The organism is Streptomyces sp. NPDC002104 (genome assembly GCF_053593795.1).
Genome location: NZ_JBSFDF010000013.1, coordinates 145,628 through 168,124 on the forward strand (window position 1 = coordinate 145,628; position 22,497 = coordinate 168,124).

Annotated in this window: 18 protein-coding genes; 4 read left to right on the forward strand and 14 right to left on the reverse strand. The window is 74.4% G+C overall.

What is annotated here, in order from left to right:
- Positions 1 to 498: 498 nt before the first annotated feature.
- Positions 499 to 1,929, reverse strand: coding sequence for a MocR-like pyridoxine biosynthesis transcription factor PdxR (gene pdxR / locus ACWCP2_RS14700; RefSeq protein ID WP_450908936.1), 1,431 nt, complete (start codon positions 1,927 to 1,929; stop codon positions 499 to 501).
- Between the two features lie 46 nt (positions 1,930 to 1,975).
- Between pdxR and ACWCP2_RS14705 the strand changes: the two genes are divergently transcribed.
- On the forward strand, positions 1,976 to 2,464 hold the full coding sequence (locus tag ACWCP2_RS14705) for a carboxymuconolactone decarboxylase family protein (RefSeq protein ID WP_450908937.1): 489 nt from the start codon (positions 1,976 to 1,978) through the stop codon (positions 2,462 to 2,464).
- Between the two features lie 21 nt (positions 2,465 to 2,485).
- On the opposite strand, the gene ACWCP2_RS14710 is transcribed toward ACWCP2_RS14705, so the two are convergent.
- The 7 genes from ACWCP2_RS14710 to ACWCP2_RS14740 all read right to left on the reverse strand — a co-directional run bounded on the left by ACWCP2_RS14710 (position 2,486) and on the right by ACWCP2_RS14740 (position 9,239).
- Entirely contained in the window at positions 2,486 to 3,004 is a 519-nt protein-coding gene (locus tag ACWCP2_RS14710; protein ID WP_450908938.1) for a hypothetical protein, read from the reverse strand.
- 62 nt (positions 3,005 to 3,066) lie between these two features.
- Positions 3,067 to 3,783, reverse strand: a complete 717-nt coding sequence (locus tag ACWCP2_RS14715) for a hypothetical protein (RefSeq protein ID WP_450908939.1) — start codon at positions 3,781 to 3,783, stop codon at positions 3,067 to 3,069.
- Positions 3,784 to 4,412: 629 nt separating this feature from the next.
- Positions 4,413 to 4,841, reverse strand: coding sequence for a hypothetical protein (locus ACWCP2_RS14720; RefSeq protein ID WP_450908940.1), 429 nt, complete (start codon positions 4,839 to 4,841; stop codon positions 4,413 to 4,415).
- Positions 4,831 to 6,534: a hypothetical protein gene (locus ACWCP2_RS14725; protein ID WP_450908941.1), complete on the reverse strand. Its 1,704-nt coding sequence runs from the start codon at positions 6,532 to 6,534 to the stop codon at positions 4,831 to 4,833. The genes ACWCP2_RS14720 and ACWCP2_RS14725 overlap by 11 nt, the downstream gene beginning before the upstream one ends.
- Before the next feature lie 135 nt (positions 6,535 to 6,669).
- A complete protein-coding gene (locus tag ACWCP2_RS14730; RefSeq protein ID WP_450908942.1) occupies positions 6,670 to 7,659 on the reverse strand; it encodes a malate dehydrogenase in 990 nt (329 codons plus the stop codon).
- Between the two features lie 190 nt (positions 7,660 to 7,849).
- The gene (locus ACWCP2_RS14735) at positions 7,850 to 8,386 is read right to left on the reverse strand and encodes a DUF3017 domain-containing protein (protein WP_450908943.1); all 537 of its coding nucleotides are present in this window, start codon (positions 8,384 to 8,386) and stop codon (positions 7,850 to 7,852) included.
- Complete coding sequence (locus ACWCP2_RS14740) at positions 8,376 to 9,239, reverse strand: bifunctional methylenetetrahydrofolate dehydrogenase/methenyltetrahydrofolate cyclohydrolase (RefSeq protein ID WP_254382492.1); 864 nt, start codon at positions 9,237 to 9,239, stop codon at positions 8,376 to 8,378. The genes ACWCP2_RS14735 and ACWCP2_RS14740 overlap by 11 nt, the downstream gene beginning before the upstream one ends.
- Before the next feature lie 401 nt (positions 9,240 to 9,640).
- On the opposite strand from ACWCP2_RS14740, the gene ACWCP2_RS14745 reads away from it, so the two are divergent.
- Positions 9,641 to 10,288 carry a DUF3824 domain-containing protein gene (locus ACWCP2_RS14745; RefSeq protein WP_450908944.1) on the forward strand — a complete coding sequence of 216 codons (648 nt, stop codon included), beginning with the start codon at positions 9,641 to 9,643 and terminating at the stop codon, positions 10,286 to 10,288.
- 93 nt (positions 10,289 to 10,381) lie between these two features.
- On the opposite strand, the gene purH is transcribed toward ACWCP2_RS14745, so the two are convergent.
- Both purH and purN read right to left on the reverse strand, forming a co-directional pair.
- Entirely contained in the window at positions 10,382 to 11,962 is a 1,581-nt protein-coding gene (gene purH, locus ACWCP2_RS14750; protein WP_450908945.1) for a bifunctional phosphoribosylaminoimidazolecarboxamide formyltransferase/IMP cyclohydrolase, read from the reverse strand.
- Between the two features lie 32 nt (positions 11,963 to 11,994).
- Entirely contained in the window at positions 11,995 to 12,618 is a 624-nt protein-coding gene (gene purN / locus ACWCP2_RS14755; RefSeq protein ID WP_450908946.1) for a phosphoribosylglycinamide formyltransferase, read from the reverse strand.
- Positions 12,619 to 12,879: 261 nt separating this feature from the next.
- Here purN and ACWCP2_RS14760 point away from each other — a divergent pair, with 261 nt between their 5' ends.
- Positions 12,880 to 13,578, forward strand: coding sequence for a hypothetical protein (locus ACWCP2_RS14760; RefSeq protein WP_450908947.1), 699 nt, complete (start codon positions 12,880 to 12,882; stop codon positions 13,576 to 13,578).
- Here the strand turns inward: ACWCP2_RS14760 and ACWCP2_RS14765 are convergent.
- Positions 13,575 to 15,227: a cell division protein PerM gene (locus ACWCP2_RS14765; protein WP_450908948.1), complete on the reverse strand. Its 1,653-nt coding sequence runs from the start codon at positions 15,225 to 15,227 to the stop codon at positions 13,575 to 13,577. The genes ACWCP2_RS14760 and ACWCP2_RS14765 overlap by 4 nt on opposite strands.
- Positions 15,228 to 15,436: 209 nt before the next feature.
- On the opposite strand from ACWCP2_RS14765, the gene ACWCP2_RS14770 reads away from it, so the two are divergent.
- Positions 15,437 to 18,613, forward strand: coding sequence for a helix-turn-helix domain-containing protein (locus ACWCP2_RS14770; protein ID WP_450908949.1), 3,177 nt, complete (start codon positions 15,437 to 15,439; stop codon positions 18,611 to 18,613).
- Positions 18,614 to 18,736: 123 nt separating this feature from the next.
- Here the strand turns inward: ACWCP2_RS14770 and sucD are convergent, their stop codons facing one another.
- The 3 genes from sucD to ACWCP2_RS14785 form a co-directional block, all read right to left on the reverse strand.
- Positions 18,737 to 19,627: a succinate--CoA ligase subunit alpha gene (gene sucD / locus ACWCP2_RS14775; protein ID WP_274549144.1), complete on the reverse strand. Its 891-nt coding sequence runs from the start codon at positions 19,625 to 19,627 to the stop codon at positions 18,737 to 18,739.
- Between the two features lie 21 nt (positions 19,628 to 19,648).
- Entirely contained in the window at positions 19,649 to 20,827 is a 1,179-nt protein-coding gene (gene sucC / locus ACWCP2_RS14780; RefSeq protein WP_250744077.1) for an ADP-forming succinate--CoA ligase subunit beta, read from the reverse strand.
- A 295-nt stretch (positions 20,828 to 21,122) separates the two neighbouring features.
- On the reverse strand, positions 21,123 to 22,274 hold the full coding sequence (locus ACWCP2_RS14785; RefSeq protein WP_450908950.1) for a VWA domain-containing protein: 1,152 nt from the start codon (positions 22,272 to 22,274) through the stop codon (positions 21,123 to 21,125).
- Positions 22,275 to 22,497: the final 223 nt, after the last annotated feature.

Here is a 22,497-nt window from a genome sequence, read left to right on the forward strand (position 1 = left end):
AGCCCCGGGGGGTCGGGGCGCAGCCTCGGAAGATCGGGGGCGCAGCCCCAGGGGGTCGGGGGCGCAGCCCCGGAGGGTCGGGGGCGCAGCCCCAGGGGGTCGGGGGCGCAGCCCCGGAGGGTCGGGGGCGCAGCCCCAGGGGGTCGGGGGCGCAGCCCCGGGGGGCGCAGCCCCGGAGGGTCGGGGGCGCAGCCCCGGGGGGCGCAGGGTCGGGGGCGCAGCCCCGGAAGGTCGGGGGCGCAGCCCCGGAAGGTCGGGGGCGGAGCCCCGGGGGGTCGGGGGCGCAGCCCCGGAAGGTCGGGGGCGGAGCCCCGGGGGGTCGGGGGCGCAGCCCCGGGGGGTCGGGGGCGCAGCCCCGGAAGGTCGGGGGCAGAGCCCCGGGGGGTCGGGGGCGCAGCCCCGGAAGGTCGGGGGCGCAGCCCCCGGGAAGGGGGCCGGGGCGCAGTCCCGGGGAACGGGCGAAGGGTGGGGCGGGGACTTCGCCCCGCAGGGCCCCCGTTACGGCAGTGACGCGACCAGGGCCGCCAGCGTGGGCGCCCACGCACTCTGGGACGGAGTCCCGAAGCCGACGACCAGCGCCTCCCGCGGAGGCATCCCCGCCGCCGGATGCCGGAAGAAGGACAGCGGGAGGAGTCCCAAGTCCTGCCAGGCGGCGGACCGCAACGCCGCCCGCTCCCCACCCGCCGGCAGATCCAGCACCGCGTGCAACCCCGCCGCGATCCCGGAAACCTCCGCCCGTTCCCCGACCGCCGCCACCAGCTCGTCCCGCCGCCGCCGGTACCGCAGCCGCATCCCCCGCACGTGCCGGTCGTACGCCCCGGACCGGATGAACTCCGCGAGCGTCAGCTGGTCCAGCGCGCTGGAGCTCCAGTCGGTGCGGCCCTTCACCGCGAGCACCTCCTCCAGCAGCGGCCCCGGCAGCACCATCCAGCCCATGCGCAGCCCCGGCGCCAGGGACTTGCTCGCCGTGCCCAGGTAGACCACCCGGTCCGGGTCCAGGCCCTGGAGCGCGCCGACCGGCTGGCGGTCGTAGCGGAACTCCCCGTCGTAGTCGTCCTCCAGGATCAGCCCGCCCGTGGACCGCGCCCAGTCCACCGCCGCCGCCCGCCGCCCGGGCGTCAGCGCGGCGCCCGTCGGGAACTGGTGCGCCGGCGTCAGCAGGACCGCCCCCGCGCCCGACCCGGCCAGTTCCTCCGTACGGGCCCCCGCCCCGTCCACCGTCAGCGGCAGCGTCCGCAGCCCGGCGCCGGTCAGCAGCTCGCGGTGCACGTCCAGCCCGTACCCCTCCACCGCCATCTCCCGGATCCGGCGCGCCCGCAGCATCCTCGCGAGCAGCAGCAGGGCCTGGCCGAAGCCCGCGCACAGCACGATGTGTTCGGGGTCCGCGTGGACTCCGCGGGCCCGCGCCAGGTACCCGGCGAGCGCCTCGCGCAGCTCGACGCGGCCGCGCGGGTCCGCGTACCCGAAGGCCTCGTTCGGGGCCCCGGTCAGCGCCCGCCGGGCCGCCGCCAGCCAGGCGGCGCGCGGGAAGCCGCCGAGGTCCGGGGAACCGGGCTTCAGGCTGTACGAGGTCTGCGCGCGCACGGGGCGCCGTACGGGCACGGCCGCCCCGGGACGCCGCGCCCCGCCCCCGGCTGCGGCCCGGGCCCGCTCCCCGACCCGTGCCCGCTCCGCGACGCGGGTCCCGGAGCCGCGGCGGGCCGTCAGCCAGCCTTCGGCGACGAGCTCGGCGTAGGCCTCGGCGACGGTGTTGCGGGCGATCCCGAGGTCCACCGCGAGCGACCGCGAGGACGGCAGCCGGGTCCCCGGAGCCAGCCGCCCGCTGCGCGCGGCCTCGCGCAGCGCCTCGGTCAGCCCGGCCCGGACACCACGCCCGGGGAGCGGTTCCAGATGCAGGTCGGCACCGAAAGTGGCCCATGATTCCGTCATGGAAATGGACCATATAGGCGGGCCGCCTGCCTCCTAGGCTGAGGGCATGACCCACACGGAAAAGGCACCCGAGCACACCCCCCGCATGCAGCTGGCGAAGCTCGCCCCGGAGTTCTACAAGGCCGCCGTGGCCCTGGACGCGGCCGCCGCCAAGGGGCTGGACCCCGCCCTGGTCGAGCTCGTCAAACTGCGCGCCTCGCAGATCAACCACTGCGCCTTCTGCATCGACATGCACTCCAAGGACGCCCTCGCGGCGGGCGAGGACGTGGAGCGGCTGCTGCTGCTCGGCGCCTGGGAGGAGTCGCGGCACTTCTACACGGAGAAGGAGCTCGCCGCGATCGAGCTGACGGAGGCGGTGACCGTCCTGACCGACGGTTTCGTTCCCGACGCGGTCTACGAGCGGGCCGCGAAGCACTTCGAGGAGAAGGAACTGGCCCAGGTGATCGCCCTGATCGCCGCGATCAACGTCTGGAACCGCATCGGCGTCACCACCCGCCTGACCCCGGGGCACTACACCCCGGGGATGTACAAGTAACGGCTCCCGCCCCCGAAGGGATCAGGAGCAGCCCAGCGACGCCTGGATGCGGGCGATGGCCCGCAGCACCTCGTCCCGGTTCTTCGCCCGCTGCATCCACGCGGGCAGGCGGGCCACCACGGTCATCCTCCGGCCGTGGTCGTGCCGGGGAAACCCTTCGCGCAGCGGCGCCCGCACGAACCGCCGGATCAGATCCAGGTGTTCCGGACCGTAGGCCCAGATCCACCCGTGCCGGGTCTGGGCCTGCAGCCACAGGCGGACTCCGAAGTAGGGGTCCGTGGCCGGGCCGCCCCGGCCCCGGTACAGGGCCATGCCTCCACCGCTCCGGGTCTTCACCGTCCCGCAGTTCCGGCAGACGAGACGCCGTGGCGCGAAGGGGTCCGGGCCGACCGCCGCGGCCGGCTCCGGAGCCGCCACGACGTGCGCGACCCCGTCGCAGCCGGGACAGCGCACGAGGACCGACGCGAGGAAGTCGTACGCCGTGCTGCGCGGGTCCCGGAACCGGTGGTGGGGCGAGACCGAACTCGTCGGACCAGTCATCGGACCAGTATGCGAGCCACGATCCCGGCGGTCCCACGGTCTCGGCGGTCCCACGGTCCCCGTCAGCCGCCCGGGGGGCGGAAGGCGGTCAGGGCCGCCGCGTGGTGGGTCTGGGTGAGCGTCCAGTCGGGCGCCGGGCCGGCCGTCAGGACGGCCCACTTCTTGCCGTCCTCGGCGACGAAGACCCGTTCCACGCCGCGCCGTCGGCCGTGGGATTCCGCGCTGTCGTACTCGTAGACCAGCTCCGCGCCCTCGGGGACGCCCGTGGCCGGTCCCACACCGATCTCCTGGTAGCCCGAGGTCTGGGCGCGCAGGTAGGTGGAGGCGCCTTGGACCGCCGCGAGCGGGGTCAGTTCGGGCTCGCTCACCTGGAAGATCTGGATCAGGGCCCCGCGGTCGGGAGAGCGGTAGAAGACTCCCGCGGAACTCTCCTCCCGGGCCCACCCGGAGGGGACCGCGACGGTGAACCCCTTGGCGTCGCGCACGGTCTCGTGAGCGGGGTCGCTGCCGCTCGGGCTCGGGCTGGGGCTGGGGCTGGGGCTCGCCATCGGCGACGGGGAGCCGGTGGCCGTTTCCGAGGGGGCCACCGAGCCCTCGCCGCTCGGCCGGACGCTGGAAGCCGCCGGCCCCGCCTGCGGGGGCTGCCGCTCGCCGGTGTCCCGCGCCACGAACCACACGGTGGCCGCGCCGATCGCGAGCGCGGCCACGGCGACGGCCGCCGTGGTCGGCGTCAGCCACCGCCCGGCGGTCCGCGCGGGCGGGGGCGGAGCCGGGTGCACCGGCTGCTGGTACGGATACGCGGGGTACGGGTACGGCTGCGGTTCCTGCGCCGCCGCCCCGGGCCCGTACCCACCCGTCCCGGGCCCCGGAGCCGGGGGGTAGCCCGGAGCCGCAGCCCCGCCGGGAGCCGGGTCGTAGCCCGGGGGGTAGCCCGGAGCCTGGGTCGGGCCCGAGCCCGGAGCGTGGCCGGGGACCGGAGCGTGGCCCGGTCCCGGAGCCACGGGCAGACCCGGGCCCGGGGCATGGCCCGGGGCCGGACCGTAGCCCGGTGCGTGGCCCGGGGCCAGGTCGTAGCTCGGAGCCTGCGCCGGAGCGGGACCCGCGTCCGTGGCCCGAGCCGGGCCATCACCCGGAGCCGGAGCCGCGCCCGGGGCGGAACCCCTGCCCGTAGCCGGAGCCGGGCCTTTGCCCGGGGCCGGTGCCGGCCCATCGCCCGGGGCCGCGGCCGGAGCCGGTGCCGGAGGCCAGTCCGCGACCGGAGCCGGCCCATCGCCCGGAGCCGTGTCCGCGGCCGGAGCCGTGTCCGGGGCCGGCTTCGCGGGCGGCGGGGTGGCGGGGGGCGGGGTGGGGTCCGTGACCCAGCGCTGGGTCGCGGGGTCCCAGCGGGGGGTGTTCTCGGGGGGCACGGTCAGCCTCCCAGGCTGGTCAGGAGACCGGCCAGGGCGGTGGCGGCGCTGACCGAGTCGACGAGGGGGGCCCAGCGTTCCAGGGCTCCGCGCAGGCGGGGGACGAGGCCGGGCCGGATCTCCGCGGCGCCCTCCAGTCCCTCCGCGACCCCGTCGAGCTCGGCGTCGAGCGCCGCCCGGTCCTCGCCGCGCGGCAGCCGTACGAGGGCCGCGCGCAGCTCCAGTACGGCGTCGAGGAGGGCCTGCGGCCCGACGGTGTCCGCCCCCGCTCCCCCGTGGTGCACGGTGTTGGTGTGGTGGGAGCCGCCGATGCTGAACGCGCTGCCCGTGACCTCGCCGATGCGGACCGCGGGCTCCTGCCCGGCCGCGCCCGTACCCGTACCCGTACCCGTACCCGTACCCGTACCCGTCACGCCGTCTTCAACTGCCACCGGTACTCCTCTTGATCTTGGTGCTGTTGGTGTTGTTGCTGCCGCCGACGCTGAAGGAGCTGCGGTCCACCGACTGGATGAACACCCCTCCCTCCGCGACGTTGACCGCGCGCTGCGCGAACTCCTCCGTGTGCCAGCCCGCTTCGTGCAGCGCGAGGACGATGCCACCGACGACCCGGTCCTCGATGGTCTTCAGGAAGCGGTCGAGGTCCATCAGGTGGAACAGCGAGCCGTTGTCCTCGGAGGCCAGCTCGCGCACCGACACCCGCGGCCCCTCGGGCCGGGCCCCGCCGTGGCCGCCGGTGACGATCCGCCACCAGCTCGCCAGGCCGCGGCCCAGCGTGGTCGCGGAGGCCGCGAGCGAGCCGGGGGTGTGGCGCAGGGCCCAGACGGCCTTGCCGAACGCGTTGTTGTTGCGGTAGCGCTGGGCGTCCGCGTCGGCGTTGTGGAAGTCGGTCCGCACCGGCAGCAGCACGTGCGGGGCCACCTCCAGCATCATCATCCCGCCCTGCGTGTGGACCCGTACGAAGACGGTGACGACGAGGTTCTCGTCCCAGCCGCCCACCCGCACGCGCAGGAAGTGCCGGCGGCGCTCGCCGCCCTCCTCGATGGCGGCGGCCCGCTGCTCGCCGAACTGCCCGTGCACGACCTGCGCGGTGTCCCGGTGCGGCAGCCCGCCCGCGGGCAGGAACACGGCTTCGTCCAGGACCAGTTCGCGCATCCGGTCGCCCACGGCGGCGGCCTGCTCCGGGGAGCCGTGGGGGGAGGGCACCCGCAGGTGCTCCAGCAGCGGCACGATCCGCGCCAGGATGTGGGCGTTGGTGACCGGGACCGGCTTGCGGTCGGGGCCGAGGCCCTCGCGCGGGCGCAGCTCCACGGACAGCTGCCAGGGCCGGAAGGGATCACCCGCCCCGCAGAACGGGTCGTTGACGTCGTACATGATCATCGGTGCGTGCTGCTCGGCCCGGATCCGCTGGCGCACCCGCTGGAAGCGGGCCCCCTCGGCGGCTTCGGCCGCGTCGTTCGCGTGGTCGGCGTAGCGGCGCTCGCCGAGGTCGGTGGCGATGGTCCGGAAGACGTGCCCGCGCTGGAGCCCCACGACGGTGACCACACCGGCGAAGACCACCGGCAGCCACCACAGCACGGCGGTGGACGCGAGGTCCCCGCCCGTCGGGCCGAAGGGCAGGCCGAAGCCTCCCGCCCCGTCCAGGAGGCTGAACAGCGCGAACCCGCCGATGCCGAGGGCGAACAGCACGAAGAGCAGGGTCCACCAGGCGTAGATCCGCACGATCACGGAGAGCACCCGCAGCAGCGGGACGTTCCGGGCGCGCAGCCAGTCGGCGAGGCTCAGCAGCAGGAAGGGCACGATCAGCGCGGCGAGGACGCCGCCCGTGAGCAGGGAGCCGACGAACCAGGCCCCGAGGACCCCGGCGGCCCAGCCGAGTTCGGCGCGGCGGGCGCGCAGCGCGTGGGCGAGGACCCGGGAGGCGTCGTAGCCGTAGGAGGGGGCGACGATCCGTTCCTCGTGGACGTACAGCTCGTCGATGACCCGGTCGCGGTACCCGGCGTCGAGGTACGTGCCCGCACACAGGAAGCGGCCGGCCTCGCTGAGGGAGGGGTGCACCGGGGGACGGCCCGCGGAGGGACCGGCCCAACTGCCGCTGGACTGACGGGGGATCGGGTTCTCGGTCACCGACCGACCCTAGGGTTCCCCTCCGGGCTGCGACAGAAAGATTCACGCCAAACGCCCCGGCCAGGTTTGGCCGGGGCGCTTCGGTGTTCGTACCGCTCGTACGGGGGCCGGCGCTGCCGGCCCGTACGCAACCGATCAGATCAGGCCGAGCTCGCGCACCGCGTCGCGCTCCTCGACGAGCTCCGCCACGGACGCGTCGATGCGCGCACGGGAGAACTCGTTGATGTCCAGGCCCTGGACGATCTCGTAGCGGCCGTCCTTGGTGGTGACCGGGAAGGAGGAGATGATGCCCTCCGGGACGCCGTAGGAGCCGTCCGACGGGATGCCCATGGAGGTCCAGTCGCCCGCCGCGGTGCCGTTGACCCACGTGTGCACGTGGTCGATGGCGGCGTTGGCGGCCGAGGCGGCCGAGGACGCGCCGCGGGCCTCGATGATCGCCGCGCCGCGCTTGGCGACGGTCGGGATGAAGTTCTCCGACAGCCAGGCCTGGTCGTTGACCAGCTCGGCGGCGTTCTTGCCGGCGATCTCCGCGTGGAAGATGTCCGGGTACTGGGTCGCCGAGTGGTTGCCCCAGATGGTCAGGCGCTTGATGTCGGAGACGGCGGCGCCGGTCTTGGCGGCCAGCTGCGAGATCGCGCGGTTGTGGTCCAGGCGGGTCATCGCGGTGAAGCGCTCGGCCGGTACGTCCGGGGCGGCGGCCTGCGCGATGAGCGCGTTGGTGTTGGCCGGGTTGCCCACGACCAGGACCTTGATGTCGTCCGCGGCGTTCGCGTTGATCGCGGCGCCCTGCGGCTTGAAGATGCCGCCGTTGGCGGAGAGCAGGTCACCGCGCTCCATGCCCTTGGTGCGCGGGCGGGCGCCGACCAGCAGCGCGACGTTGGCACCCTCGAAGCCCTTGTTCGGGTCGTCGAAGATGTCGATGCCGGCGAGCAGCGGGAAGGCGCAGTCGTCGAGCTCCATGGCGGTGCCCTCGGCGGCCTTCATGCCCTGAGGGATCTCCAGAAGACGGAGCTTGACCGGCACGTCCGCGCCGAGCAGGTGGCCGGAGGCGATGCGGAAGAGCAGCGCGTAGCCGATCTGGCCGGCGGCGCCGGTGACGGTGACATTCACGGGAGTGCGGGTCATGGCCTTCTCCGTTAGACAGCTGGCGGTGGGGCGTCCCTGCCCCATGTGCTGGGAGGACGCCGCTCCGTGGCCCAGAAAATCTTGACGTGAAGAGACATCCGCCGTCAGGCTATCCGACCCTGGAGCACCCCAATCCCCCGCCCCGTGTGGCGCGGGGCACACGGGGCGGTCCCCGGGGACCCCTGAAGGCCTAGCGGACCGTGAAACGGACCGCGGTCTCCAGGAAGGGGATGTGCAGCCACGGCTTGGGCTCCATCACCAGCGCGAGCAGCGTGATCGCCGCGCCGAGCAGGCCGTACGTGACCATGTCCGTGAAGCGGGAGCGCACCGCGAGCATGCCCACGGAGGGCAGCAGCCAGCGCATCACCGAGCCCGCGATCAGCGCGAGGCCGATCAGCAGACAGCCGGCGCGCGGATGGCCCAGCGCGGTGACCAGCAGTCCGACCGCCGTCGCGGCGAGGACGGACAGCATCGGCCACTGACGGGCCGGAGCCGGGGCGTCGCCGGGCGCGGCCCGGCCGCCGCCCTCGGGACGGGCGGTGTCCCGGGTGACGGAGGGGAAGCGGCGTGACCTGGGGCCTTCCGGCTCCCCGGCGTCCGCGGGCTCCGTCCCGAGCTCGGCCGGCCCGGCGGGCTCGCGCCCGGCCCGCTCGCGCGCCACCGGCTCGCGCCCGGCCCGCTCGCGCGCGGCGGGCTCGCGCTCGGCCGGTACGCGCTCAGCCGGCACGGGGAACCGCCCGCTCGGCGGCCTCGACCACGTTGACGAGCAGCTGCGCCCGGGTCATCGGGCCGACGCCGCCCGGGTTCGGGGAGATCCAGCCGGCCACGTCCGCGACCCCGGGGTGCACGTCGCCGACGATCTTGCCGTTCTCGTCCCGGCTGACGCCGACGTCGAGCACGGCCGCGCCCGGCTTCACGTCCTCCGGCTTGACCAGGTGCGGCACGCCGGCCGCGGCGACGACGATGTCCGCCTGGCGCAGCAGCCCGGAGAGGTCGCGCGTACCGGTGTGGCACAGGGTCACGGTCGCGTTCTCGGACTTGCGGGTCAGCAGCAGGCCGATGGACCGGCCGACGGTGATCCCGCGGCCCAGCACGACCACGTGCGCGCCGTTGATCTCCACGCCGTGGTGGCGCAGCAGCTGGACGATGCCGTACGGGGTGCACGGCAGCGGGCCCGGCTCGTTCAGGACCAGCCTGCCGAGTGACATCGGGTGCAGGCCGTCGGCGTCCTTCGCCGGGTCCATGAGCTCCAGGACGCGGTTGGTGTCGATGCCCTTGGGGAGCGGGAGTTGCACGATGTAGCCGGTGCACTCCGGGTTGGCGTTCAGCTCGCGCACGACCTCCTCGATGTCCTCCTGGGAGGCCGTCGCGGGCAGTTCGCGCTGGAGGGAGGCGATGCCGACCTCGGCGCAGTCCTTGTGCTTGCCGTTGACGTACCAGCGGCTGCCCGGGTCGTCGCCGACCAGCAGGGTGCCGAGGCCCGGGGTGATGCCCCGGGCCTTGAGCGCCGCCACGCGGGCGGTCAGTTCGGACTTGATCGCGGCTGCGGTGGCCTTGCCGTCGAGAATCTGGGCAGTCATGGACCCATCCTCCCGGATGGAGCGGCCGCGGATCCAGTCGCGGCCCCGCACGACCCGCGCCCGTACCGTGCGTAGCGCCTGTCCGCACCGTGCGTACGACCCGCGCGCACCGTCCGTACGTCCCGCCCGCACCGTCCGTACGACCTGTCCGGGTTCGTTCCGGGGTCGCCCCGGGGACGCCCGGGGTCGTCCGGGGTTCGTTCCGGGTACGTCCGGGGTTCGTTGCACTTGCACAACAAGTCCCGGGCGGGCGGCGATCCCGCTGGACAAGCCCGCTCCGCCCCGACGACGATGCGGGGAACGTAGTGCCGCGGGCAGTGCCGGGGGGCGGGCCGCACGCCGTGCAGTGACTCCTCCGCGTATGCCGTGCGTCCCCGCACTTCCACGGAGGAACACCCCACATGAGCTTCGGCGACCCGAACAACCCCTACGCGCAGCCGCCCCAGGGCGGCCAGCCCGCCTACGGCTACCCGCCGCAGGCCCCCCAGGGCATCCCGCCGCAGGGCGGCTACGCCTACCCGCCGCAGGGCCAGGGCGGCTACCCCGCCCCCGGCGGCTACCCGGGCGCCGACGTGCCGATGCCCGGCGGAGTGAAGGGCGCCCGCGTCGTCCTGTTCATCCTCGGCGGCTTCGAGGCCCTGGCCGGCCTGTTCATCGCCGTCGGCGGCGCGCTCTTCGCCTCGGCCCTCTCCGAGTCCTCCAGCTCCTCCACGAGCGACATGGGCGCCGTCGCCGGCGGGGTGTTCGTCGTCGCCGGCCTCTTCCTCGTCGCCCTGTCCCTGTGGCCGATCCTGACCGCGGCCAAGCTGAGCAAGGGCCGCGGCGGAGTCCGCGTGTCCGGCATCATCTTCGGCTCGCTCCAGACGTTCTTCTCCGGAGCCGGCCTGATCGTCAACATCGCCACCTTCAGCAGCGTGGACGACTCCGCGGGCGCGATCGTCCTGGTCTCGATGCTGCCCAGCCTGATCGCGTTCGGCCTGGGCCTGTGGATCGTGATCGGCCTGGCCAACTCGGCCGCGGGCCAGTACTTCCGCCGCCCGCTGTACTGAGCCTCCTGCGGTCCGCCCGCACGGCGAAGGCCGCGCCCCGCACTGCTGCGGGGCGCGGCCTTCGCCGTGTGCGCCGGGGGTGAGAGGTCCGGGTCAGTGGAAGAAGTGCCGGGTCCCGGTGAGGTACATCGTCACGCCCGCCGCCTTCGCGGCCTCGATCACCAGCTCGTCGCGCATCGAACCGCCCGGCTGGACCACGGCCTTGATGCCGGCGGCCGTCAGGATCTCCAGCCCGTCCGCGAAGGGGAAGAAGGCGTCGGAGGCGGCGTACGAGCCCTGCGCGCGCTCGGCGCCCGCCCGCTCGACGGCCAGCTTCGCGGAGTCGACGCGGTTGACCTGGCCCATGCCGACGCCGACCGAGGCGCCGTCCTTGGCGAGCAGGATCGCGTTGGACTTGACGGCGCGGCAGGCCTTCCACGCGAAGGCGAGGTCGGCGAGCTCGTCGGCGGAGAGGGCGTCGCCGGTGGCGAGCGTCCAGTGCGCCGGGTCGTCGCCCTCGGCCCGGACGAGGTCGCTCTGCTGGAGCAGCACGCCGCCGGAGATCGGCTTGAGCTCGGCCGGCTGCTGCGGGGTGCCCGCCACCTTCAGGACGCGGATGTTCTTCTTCTTCGCGAGGACCTCGACGGCGCCCGGCTCGAAGTCGGGGGCGACGATGACCTCGGTGAAGATCTCCGCGACCTGCTCGGCGAGCTCGACGCTCACCGGGCGGTTGACGGCGATGACCCCGCCGAAGGCGGAGACCGGGTCGCAGGCGTGCGCCTTGCGGTGGGCCTCGGCGACGTCCTTGCCCACCGCGATGCCGCACGGGTTGGCGTGCTTGATGATCGCGACGCAGGGCTCTTCGTGGTCGTGGGCGGCGCGGCGGGCCGCGTCGGTGTCCACGTAGTTGTTGTAGGACATCTCCTTGCCGTGCAGCTGCTCGGCGTTGGCGAGCCCGCCCGGCTGACCGTCCGTGTACAGCGCGGCCGCCTGGTGCGGGTTCTCGCCGTAGCGCAGGGTGGACTTGCGCTCCCAGGCGCCGGCCAGGAACTCGGGCAGGACGGCCTCCGGCTCGGGCGCGTACGCGTTCGTGAACCAGGAGGCCACGGCCACGTCGTAGGCGGCGGTGTGCTGGAAGGCCTCGGCCGCGAGGCGCTTGCGGGCGGTGAGGTCGAAGCCACCGCCCTGGGCGGCGGCGATCACGGCGTCGTAGCGCGCCGGGCTGGTGACCACGGCCACCGAGGGGTGGTTCTTGGCGGCGGCGCGGACCATCGAGGGGCCGCCGATGTCGATCTGCTCCACGCACTCGTCCTCGGTCGCACCCGACTGGACGGTCGCGAGGAACGGGTAGAGGTTGACGATCACCAGGTCGAAGGGCTCGACGCCCAGCTCGGCGAGCTGGGCCCGGTGGTCCTCCAGGCGCAGGTCGGCGAGGATGCCGGCGTGCACGCGCGGGTGCAGGGTCTTGACCCGGCCGTCCAGGCACTCGGGGAAGCCGGTCAGCTCCTCGACCTTGGTGACGGGCACCCCGGCGGCGGCGATCTTCGAGGCGGTGGAGCCGGTCGAGACGAGGGCGACACCCGCCTCGTGCAGACCGCGGGCCAGCTCTTCCAGTCCCGTCTTGTCGTACACGCTGATGAGCGCGCGCCGGATCGGGCGCTTCGACGCGGCGAGGTCCTCGCCCCCTGCGGTCACGGTCTCTACGGTCCCTGCGGCCTCTGCGGCGGTCACTGGATTGTTACCTTTCGTCCCTCGATGCGGTAGCCGTGCCGGGCCAGGCGCCCCACGACCTCGACGAGCAGCTCGCGCTCGACTTCCTTGATCCGCTCATGGAGAGCGGCTTCGTCCTCTTCGTCCCGGACCTCGACCACACCCTGGGCGATGATCGGACCGGTGTCCACGCCCGCGTCCACGAAGTGGACGGTGCAGCCGGTGACCTTCGCGCCGTAGGCGAGGGCGTCCCGTACGCCGTGCGCACCGGGGAACGCCGGGAGGAGGGCGGGGTGGGTGTTGACGAACCGGCCGCCGAAGCGGCCGATGAACTCCGGCCCGACGATCTTCATGAACCCCGCCGAGACCACGAGGTCCGGCGCGTGCGCGTCCGTGGCCTCCGTGAGGGCCGCGTCCCACTCCGCACGGGTCGCGTAGGCCTTGACCGGGCACACGAAGGTGGGGATCCCGGCCTTCTCGGCGCGCTCCAGGCCGGCGATGTTCTCGCGGTCGGCTCCCACGGCGACGACTTCGGCGCCGAAGCCCTCGGGTCCGCCGGGGTGGGCGTCGATGGCGTCGAGCAGGGCCTGGAGGTTGGTGCCGGATCCGGAGACCAGCACGACCAGGCGGGAGGCGGCCATGGGAGGCCCTTTCTCGTCGAGCGGGGGCGCCTCCCGGCGTGACCGGGGGCGCGTCGTTCGTCTTGTGCGATCGCATGAAACTTCGGGTCCCCGGCATACGGGGGACCATACGAAGCCACCGACCGCCTGCAACGATACCGGCACACCGGACGGCCCCCGAGGGACGGGGGGACGGGTGGGCGGTAGCGTCTGGCGTTCACGCCGTAAACAGGCCTCGGACGTCCAGCGGGCGTCCACGACACAGGGGATGAAACACACCCGATGCCGGACCGCCCCCAGCCCGACCGCTCCACCGACGACAACCCCTTCGCGGCGCCCCCGGAAGGGCGGCCCGACCAGCTCTGGGAGCCGCGCGCCGGCGGTGACGGCCGCGACCGGCAGGATCCCGGGTCGGGACCTGGCGCGGACCCCGGGTCGGGACCGGCGCGCTGGGACCCCACGGACCCCATCCAGCGGCGGGCCCGGTACGCGCTGCTGGCCGGCATGTGGGGCTTCTTCTTCGGGGTCTTCGGCATCCCGTCGATGGGGCTGCTGCTGGGCGCGCTCGCCCTGTACTGGGGCATCAGCGCGCTGCGCGGGGTCCCGGCGAAGCCGTCGGGCGACGGGGCGCAGGACGCCTCCGGCCCCGCGCGCACCACGGGCGCCTCGGCGGCGGACGTGGGTACGGGTACGGGCAGGACCGCGGCCGCGGAACCGGCTGCCGGGGCGGCTCCCGGCGCGGCCCGGGGCGGACTGGCGGCGATGGGCGCCGCCGCCCGGCCCCAGCGGACGGCGGCCACGAGCGGCCTGGTGACCGCTTCGCTGGCGATCCTGCTGGCCCTGTCCTCGTACGCGGTGCAGCTCACGTACAAGGACTTCTACGTCTGCAAGCAGGACGCCCTCACCAAGGCCGCCGAGCTGCAGTGCAACGACCTGCTGCCGGACAACTTCATCGGCAAGGTGCTAGAGGTCCAGCGCTAGCCGGTCGGTCCGGGCGGCGGCGGGGCGGTTTCCGCAGCCGTCCCCGAAGCCGTTCCCGGAGCCGTTTCCGCCTGCGCTCCCTCCGGCGGCCTGCGGCGCGTCAGTACGCGGGCTCCGCCCACCGGCGGCACGAGCGGGGACGGGGCCGGGGGCGGGGGCGGGGGTGCCTGCGGAAGCGTGGCGGCCGCCCCCACGAGGTCCCCGGGTGCGGGAGCGGCCGCCGTCTGCGGCGGCTCCGCCGGCAGCGCGGGGAGCGGGATCGGGGTCAGGTCCAGCTTGAGGCCGGGCATGACCAGCACGGGGCGCTTCGGCGGTGCGGACACCGGCCGGGGTCCTCCCTCCGGCCCCCCTTCCGGAACCTGGGCCGGGGGCGGCCCGTCACCCTCCGCCGGAGCACTGGAGAAGTCCGGGATCAAGGTGCCCGCCGCACGGCGCAGGGCCGCCCAGCGGACCTCCCGCACGCCGCTGTCGTGCCAGCCGTCCCCGGAGCCCGCGCCGTCCAGCCCCCTCGCGGGCCGGTTGCGCCAGGCGTGCACCGCGACGGCCAGCGGGACCGCGAGGACCAGGGTCCAGCCCAGGGCCGCCGCGCCCGTCTGCCACCACACCGGGCCGAAGGCGGCCAGCTCCCTGGAGCCGAGCGGCCCCGCCGAAGCCGCCGCGAGCGCGGTCGTCACCAGGGCGCACACCAGGGCGCCGAGCGCCGCCGTGAGCGCGGTCTCCCCGTACGAGACGTCGCGCGCCCGGCGTACCGCGAACCAGCCCACCGCCAGCCCGGCCACCACCGGCACCGCGCCGGCGGCCCAGGTCAGCGGCGTGCCGGTGCCCTGCGCGGGCAGCGCCGCGAGCAGCGGGAAGCCCGGCAGCGCGGGCGCGCCGCCGAAGCCGAGCGGGGTCGCGGTGGCGGCGGTGCCCAGCGCGAAGCCGGGACCGAGGGCGTAGGAGGCGCCCCAGACGACGGCGTTCGGGATCAGCGCGAGGGCGAGCAGCAGCACCGCGAAGCGGCCCGACCAGACCCCGGTCAGCGCCGCGAAGGAGCCCTGCACCTCCGGCCCGTGCCAGGCCAGCGAGGCGCCGACCAGCAGGGCTCCGCCGCCGAGGAGCACCAGCGCCCCGCCGGCGCCGGCCCGCAGCGCGAGGGCGTAGCGGGGCCGGGTGAACCGGCCGGGCAGCTGCCCGAGCGGCCTCCCCCGGGCCTCCCAGACCCCGCCCGCGGCGGCGAGGGCGGCGACGGCCGGGAGGTGCCAGGCCGCGCTGAGGGGGTCGGCGGGCATCGGCCCGGCGGCGGCGTACACGACGGCGAGGGCGCCGACCCCGAGGTAGCCGCACAGCACGGCGGAGAACACCACGCCCGCGGGCAGCGGCTCCGCGCCCCGGTCCTCCTGCGCGGCGCTGCCCAGCCGGGCGGCGCGCCGGATGAGCAGTGCGGGCAGGGCCACCAGGAGCAACGGGGTGAGGCCGACGGGGGCGGGCACCCCGGAGAGGGTCTCGTAGCGGACGAGGTCGGTCCCGTGGGCGAGCAGCCAGAGGCCCGCGGCGAGGTGCAGGGCGCCACCGGGGCCGCTGTCGGGGTAGGGGGAGCTGATCCACAGCACGATGACGAGCACGGCGAGGAAACCGAGCCCCAGTCCTGCGGCGACGGCGCCACCCACGACACACGCGGCGGCGGCCGGTGAACGTCGCCGTGCGGGGGCCCGTGGGGGCGTGGGCAACGAGGTCCCGCGTTCGGTCACTTGGGTCACCCCGTCATGGTGCCAACGACACGCGCTATGGGCGGGTAACAGGCGAATGACCGTGGTGTCGCTCAATATACGTTTATGTACTTTTTCGGTCAGGGCGTCCGGGTCGCGGGGAGTGTGGCATGACACAAAGCGTCACGGAGCTGGGCCTCCCCACCCCGAAGGAACGCCGACGCCTGCGCGAAGCAGCCGATCTGACGCACGAAGAGGTCGCGGCGGCGGTGGGCGTCACCTCGAGCACGGTCCGCTCCTGGGAGACCGGCCGCACCCACCCCCGGGGCCGCAAGCTGGAGGCCTACTCCAAGCTCCTGGCCCGCCTGTCGGCCGAAGCGTCCCGTGACCGCGCCCCCTCGGGCCCCACGGCCCGCACCGAAGGCTCGGCCGCCCGGGCCGCCCGGACCCAAGGCACCCGATCCCGCCCCGACGGCCCCGCCATCGACCGCTCCCAGGCCCGGGGCGCCGCCGGCCCGGCGCGGACCACCGCGGACACGCCCGCCCGGCCCACGCCGCAGCCCGCCGGCACGGCCACACCGCGGACGAGCGGCAAGGCCGCGGGGGCGGCAGCCGTCGAGCCGCCGTCATCAACCGGCCCCGCCGGAACGGACACGGACACACCGTCAGCCCCGGGCACCGCCCCCGACAGCCGTCCCAACCGCGCCGCCGAGGGCGCCGGGGGCGCCGGGGCACCGGCCGGGCCGGGTCCTGCGGACGCGGGTGCGGGCGCGGGCGCTGACGCGGACGTGGACGTGGAAATGAACGCGGACGCGGGCTTGGACGCGGGCGCGGACGCGGATGCGGACTTGGACGCGGACGCGGACGCGGAAATGAAGGCGGGCGCTGACGTGGACGCGGACGCAGACGCGGCAATGGACGCGGAAATGAACGCGGACGCAGATGCGGACGTGGACCTGGACGCGGAAGCGGCGGCGACCGCGGACGCCCCTGCGGGGCGGTTCGGGCTGCACATGATGCGCGGGCTCACCCGGCCCGCCGGTGCGCAGACCCGGCCCAAGTCCGCCGCCAAGCGAGCCGCGAAGCCCCCCGTCGGGATGCCCCGGTACGAGGCCAAGTCCCCGGTCAAAACCGGAGCCGCGTCGGGCGGCGGCCACGGCGGAGGCGGCCGAGCGGGCCTGCGCCCCGGCGGCCCCCTCCTCCCGAGCACGAGTACGGACACCGGAGCGGGCACGCCCCCCGACACCGGCCCGGACACCGGAGCGGGTACTGGCCCGGACTCCGGCTCAGGCACCGGCCAGGACTCCGGACGCCGCTCCGGGAAGGCCTCCGCACCAGACACCGGGTCAGACCCCGACAAGGCCGCCACGCCGGACAACACGCCGCGCTCCGACAAGGCCACCGCACCCGACACCGGATCAAGCTCCGGCAAGGCCGCCGCGTCGAACACCGGATCAGGCCCCGGCAAGGCCACCGCACCCGACACCGGGTCAGGCCCCGGCAAAGCCACCACACCCGACACCAGGTCAGGCCCCGACAAGGCCGCCACGCCGGACACCACGCCACGCTCCGAGAAGGCCGCCGCCGCACAGAACACCGGGTCAGGCTCCGGCAAGGCCACCGCACCCGACACCGGATCAAGCTCCGGCAAAGCAAGCGCACCCGACACCGGGTCAGGCCCCGACAAGGCCGCCGCGCCGGACAACACGCCGCGCTTCGGCAAGGCCACCGCCCCCGACACCGGGTCAGGCTCCGACAAGGCCACCGCACCCGACACCACGCCACGCTCCGGCAAGGCCGCCGCCGCACAGAACACCGAGCCGTTCACGGGGAACCCCGCCGGTCCGGCCTCCGATGCCGCCGCCCGGACGCGCACCACCGGCTCCGGCTCCGGCTCCGGCGCAGCCACTGGCCCGGATCCCGCGTCGGCCACGGGCAAGGCCCCCGCACGCGGCTCCGGCCCTGATTCCAGTCCCGGCACCGGCCCTGACTCCACGTCCGGTTCCGCGACCGGCCCAGCGTCCGGGTCCACGTCCGGTTCCGCGACCGGTTCCGCGACCGGCGGAGCGTCGGGGTCCACGTCCGACCCAGCGTCCGGGTCCACGTCCGGCTCCACGCCCGGCTCCACGCCCGGCCCGGGGTCCGGATCCACGTCCGGGTCCGCGACCGACTCCGCGACCGGCTCCGCGACCGGCGGAGCGTCGGGGTCCACGTCCGACCCAGCGTCCGGGTCCGCGTCCGGCTCCACGCCCGGCCCGGCGTCCGGCTCCGCGACCCGCTCCACGCCCGGCCCAGCGCACGGCTCCGCGACCCGCTCCGCGACTGACGCCCCGTCTGGCCCGGCGCCGGGCTCTCCCCCTGGCTCCGCGCCGGCCCGCAAGGGCCCCCGCGCCTCCGCATTGGCGGCATCGCCGGCACCGGCGGCACCGGCCGCACCCGGGGCGGGCTCCGCCAAGGCGGACGCCCGGGCCGGGGAGGCCCGTACCGGCCACGGCGAGACTCCCGGCCCGGACTCCGACGCGCATGCCCCGAAGGCCACGCCGGTCTCCGCCTTCGACGCCCTCTACGACCGCACCGCCCCCGCCCTGGCCCGCCAGGCCTACCTCCTCACCGGCCGCCACGCCCTCGCCTGCGAGGCGGTGGAGCGCGCCTTCCAGCAGGCGTGGGACCGCTGGCCCGAGGTCGCCACCGACCCCGATCCGGTGGGGTGGGTGCGCGCGGCCACGTACGAGTACGCGCTCTCCCCGTGGCACCGCTTCCGCCGCTCCCACCGGCACCTCGACGAGCCCCCGGCCGACCCCGCGGACCGCATCCTCCTGGACGCGATGCTCGGGCTGCCCCCGGCCCACCGCCGCACCGTGCTGCTCTACGACGGCGTCGGGCTCGACCTCCCCGACACCGCCGCCGAGACCGAGGCGTCCACGCCGACCGCGGGCAGCCGGCTCCTCAACGCCCACGCCGATCTCGCCGACCTGCTCCCCGAACTGGACGGCGTAGAGCCCGCCAAGCAGTCCGCGGTGCTGCGCGAGCGGCTCGGCACGCTGACGCCGGCCGGCCGGCTGGAGCCGCGCGCGGCAGCGGTCGTACGGATGGCCGGCGAGCACCGGACCCGGCTGTGGACGCGTGCGGTGATCGGGGTGTCGGCGGTCATCGCCGCGGCGACGGCCTACACCTGGGTGACCGCTCCGACCGAGTACGAGCCCCCGCGCGCCCCCGGCGCGAGCGTGTCGGGCGTGCCCCCGCACAGCGGCCCGCAGCAGCTCACCGACGAGGGCCGCCAGCTCCACGACAAGCTGCTGTCCGATCCGTCGGCCGGACCCTCCCGGATCTCGCCGAGCCTCGAATAACGGCGCGGCGGGTGTCACCCGCGGACCGGAAACGGGCGTGGCCCGCACCCCTCACAGGGTGCGGGCCACGCCCGTCTGCACGCACAGCCGAACCGGCTGCTCACTACTGGCCTGCTGCGCTGCCTACTGCGCGGCGTTCAGGATCTCGCGCGCCAGCTTCGCGGTCTCGGTCGGCGTCTTGCCGACCTTCACGCCCGCGGCCTCCAGGGCTTCCTTCTTGGCCTGTGCGGTGCCAGAAGAACCGGAGACGATCGCACCGGCGTGACCCATGGTCTTGCCCTCGGGGGCGGTGAAGCCCGCGACGTAGCCGACGACCGGCTTGGTGACGTTCTTCGCGATGAAGTCCGCCGCACGCTCCTCGGCGTCGCCGCCGATCTCGCCGATCATGACGATCAGGTCGGTGTCGGGGTCCGCCTCGAACGCCTCCAGGGCGTCGATGTGCGTGGTGCCGATGACCGGGTCGCCACCGATGCCGACGGCGGAGGAGAAGCCGATGTCACGGAGCTCGTACATCATCTGGTAGGTCAGCGTGCCCGACTTGGACACGAGACCGATGCGGCCGGGCTTGGTGATGTCGCCCGGGATGATGCCGGCGTTGGACTGGCCGGGGGTGATCAGACCCGGGCAGTTCGGGCCGATGATCCGCGTCTTGTTGCCCTTGGCGGACGCGTACGACCAGAAGGCGGCGGAGTCGTGCACCGCGATGCCCTCGGTGATGACGACGGCCAGCGGGATCTCGGCGTCGATCGCCTCGACCACGGCGGACTTGGCGAACGCCGGCGGGACGAAGAGGACGGAGACGTTGGCGCCCGTCTTCTCCATCGCCTCGGCGACGGAGCCGAAGACCGGGACCTCGGTGCCGTCGAAGTCGACGGTCGTGCCGGCCTTGCGCGGGTTCACGCCGCCGACGATGTTGGTGCCGTCAGCCAGCATCAACTTGGTGTGCTTCATGCCCGTGGCACCGGTCATGCCCTGGACGATGACCTTGCTGTCCTTGTTGAGGAAGATAGCCATGTGAGTCTGTGACCTCTGCCCTTACTTCGCAGCCGCGAGCTCGGCGGCCTTGTCGGCCGCGCCGTCCATGGTGTCCACGCGCTGGACCAGCGGGTGGTTGGCGTCCGAGAGGATCTTGCGACCCAGCTCGGCGTTGTTGCCGTCGAGGCGGACGACCAGCGGCTTGGTGACCGCCTCGCCCTTGTCCTCGAGCAGCTGCAGCGCCTGGACGATGCCGTTGGCGACCTCGTCACACGCGGTGATGCCACCGAAGACGTTGACGAACACGGACTTGACGTCCGGGTCGCCGAGGATGATCTCGAGACCGTTGGCCATGACGGCGGCGGAGGCGCCACCGCCGATGTCCAGGAAGTTGGCGGGCTTGACGCCGCCGTGGTTCTCGCCGGCGTACGCGACGACGTCGAGGGTGCTCATGACGAGACCCGCGCCGTTGCCGATGATGCCGACCTCGCCGTCGAGCTTCACGTAGTTGAGGTTCTTCGCCTTGGCGGCGGCCTCGAGCGGGTTCGCGGCAGCGTGGTCCACGAACTCCTCGTGGCCCGGCTGGCGGAACTCGGCGTTCTCGTCGAGCGAGACCTTGCCGTCGAGCGCGATGACGTCGCCGTTGGCGACCTTCGCGAGCGGGTTGACCTCGACGAGGAGCGCGTCCTCGGCGATGAAGGTCGCCCACAGGGTCACGAGGACCTCGGCGACCTTCTCGGCGACCTCGGCCGGGAACTGCGCCAGCGCGACGATCTCGCGGGCCTTCTCGATGGTCACGCCCTCGTTGGCGTTCACCGGGACCTTGGCGAGCTTCTCCGGGGTCTCCTCGGCGACCTGCTCGATGTCCATGCCGCCCGCGACCGAGGCCATGGCCAGGAAGGTGCGGTTGGTGCGGTCGAGGAGGTACGAGACGTAGTACTCCTCCAGGATTTCCGGAGCCGTCTCGGCGATCATCACCTTGTGGACCGTGTGGCCCTTGATGTCCATCCCGAGGATGTCCGTCGCACGGGCGACGGCCTCGTCCGGGGTGGCGGCGAGCTTGACGCCGCCCGCCTTGCCGCGGCCGCCGACCTTCACCTGCGCCTTGACGACCGACTTGCCGCCGAGCCGCTCCGTGGCCTCGCGCGCCGCCTCAGGCGTGTCGATCACTTCACCGGCCAGCACCGGTACACCGTGCTTGGCGAAGAGGTCCCTCGCCTGGTACTCGAACAGGTCCACGCGCGTCCGTCCCTTGTCTTCAAAGATTCGCAGTGATTCGCGGTTGTCTGCTATCTGCGTGGGCGTGCCGCGGAGGGCAACGTGACGGCGCTGTCACAAGGAAGGCGCACACGGTGACCGTGGACGCGGCATGTCCGTCCCGCAGGTTATCCCCGTGGGACGTAGGTCCCTAAATCGCAGATCACACCTGAGCGGTGATACCTGTCACAGATCGCCTCACGGTTGAACTGCGTCTTCGTGCGATCCGCCGAGGCGCGGACGTTCCCGCACGTCCCCGGCGCGTCCCTCCGCGCGGTCACGGGACGGGCAGGGGCCGCTTCTCCAGCGCCGCGGCCATCACCTCCGGGAACAGGTCGGGAGTGCAGGCGAAGGCCGGGGCGCCGAGTGCGGCGAGGGCGGCGGCGTGGTCCCGGTCGTAGGCGGGCGCGCCCTCGTCGGACAGCGCGAGCAGCGTCACGAACTCCACCCCCGCCGCCTTCATCGCCGCGACCCGCTTCAGCATCTCGTCGCGTATGCCGCCCTCATAGAGATCACTGATGAGGACGACGACGGTGTCGGCGGGGCGGGTGATCTTCGACTGGCAGTAGGCGAGCGCACGGTTGATGTCGGTGCCGCCGCCGAGCTGGGTGCCGAAGAGGACGTCGACGGGATCGTCGAGCTGGTCGGTCAGATCGACCACCGCGGTGTCGAAGACGACCAGCCGGGTCGCGATCGAACGCATCGAGGCCAGCACCGCCCCGAAGACGGAGGCGTAGACGACGGAGGCGGCCATCGACCCCGACTGGTCGATGCACAGCACGACCTCCTTCTTCACCGCCCGCGCGGCGCGGCCGTAGCCGACCAGCCGCTCCGGCACGACGGTCCGGTACTCGGGCAGGTAGTTCTTCAGGTTCGCCCGGATGGTCCGGTCCCAGTCGATGTCCGCGTGGCGCGGCCGGCTGATCCGGGCGGACCGGTCGAGCGCGCCCGTCAGCGTGGCCCGCGTCCGGCTCGCGAGCCGCTTCTCCAACTGCTGGACCACCTTGCGCACGACCGCGCGGGCGGTCTCCCTCGTCGTCTCGGGCATGGCCTTGTTGAGGGAGAGCAGGGTGCCGACGAGGTGGACGTCCGGCTCCACCGCCTCCAGCATCTCCGGCTCCAGCAGCAGCGCGGACAGCCCGAGCCGCTGGATCGCGTCCCGCTGCATGACCTGCACCACGGAGGTGGGGAAGTACGTCCGGATGTCCCCGAGCCACCGCGCCACCTGCGGCGCGGACCCCCCGAGCCCGGCCGACCGCTCCCCCGCCCGCTTGCGCCCCGCGTCACCGCCGTACAGCGCCCCGAGCGCGGCATCCATCCCGGCGTCCGCACCGCTCAGCACACACCCGGTCCCCTCCCCCTCTCCCCCGCCCAGCACCATCCGCCACCGCCGCAACCGCTCGCCGTCACTCACGCCTGCCCCACCCATCTGTCGTACCTCCCGCTCTCGACCCAATGCCGTCGACCACCGCCAACCGGTGCCGCTGTGCGGGGCGGAGTTCCCCTCCCCGCCCTTCGCCCGTTCCCCGGGTCTCAGACACCGGCCGAAATCGGCCCCTCCGGCGTTTGAGGAGCGGGGGTCCCGGGGGCCGGCCCCCGGCAACGGCGCCGCACCCGGCAAACGGGTCCGGGCGGAGCCCGGGGAACGGTGG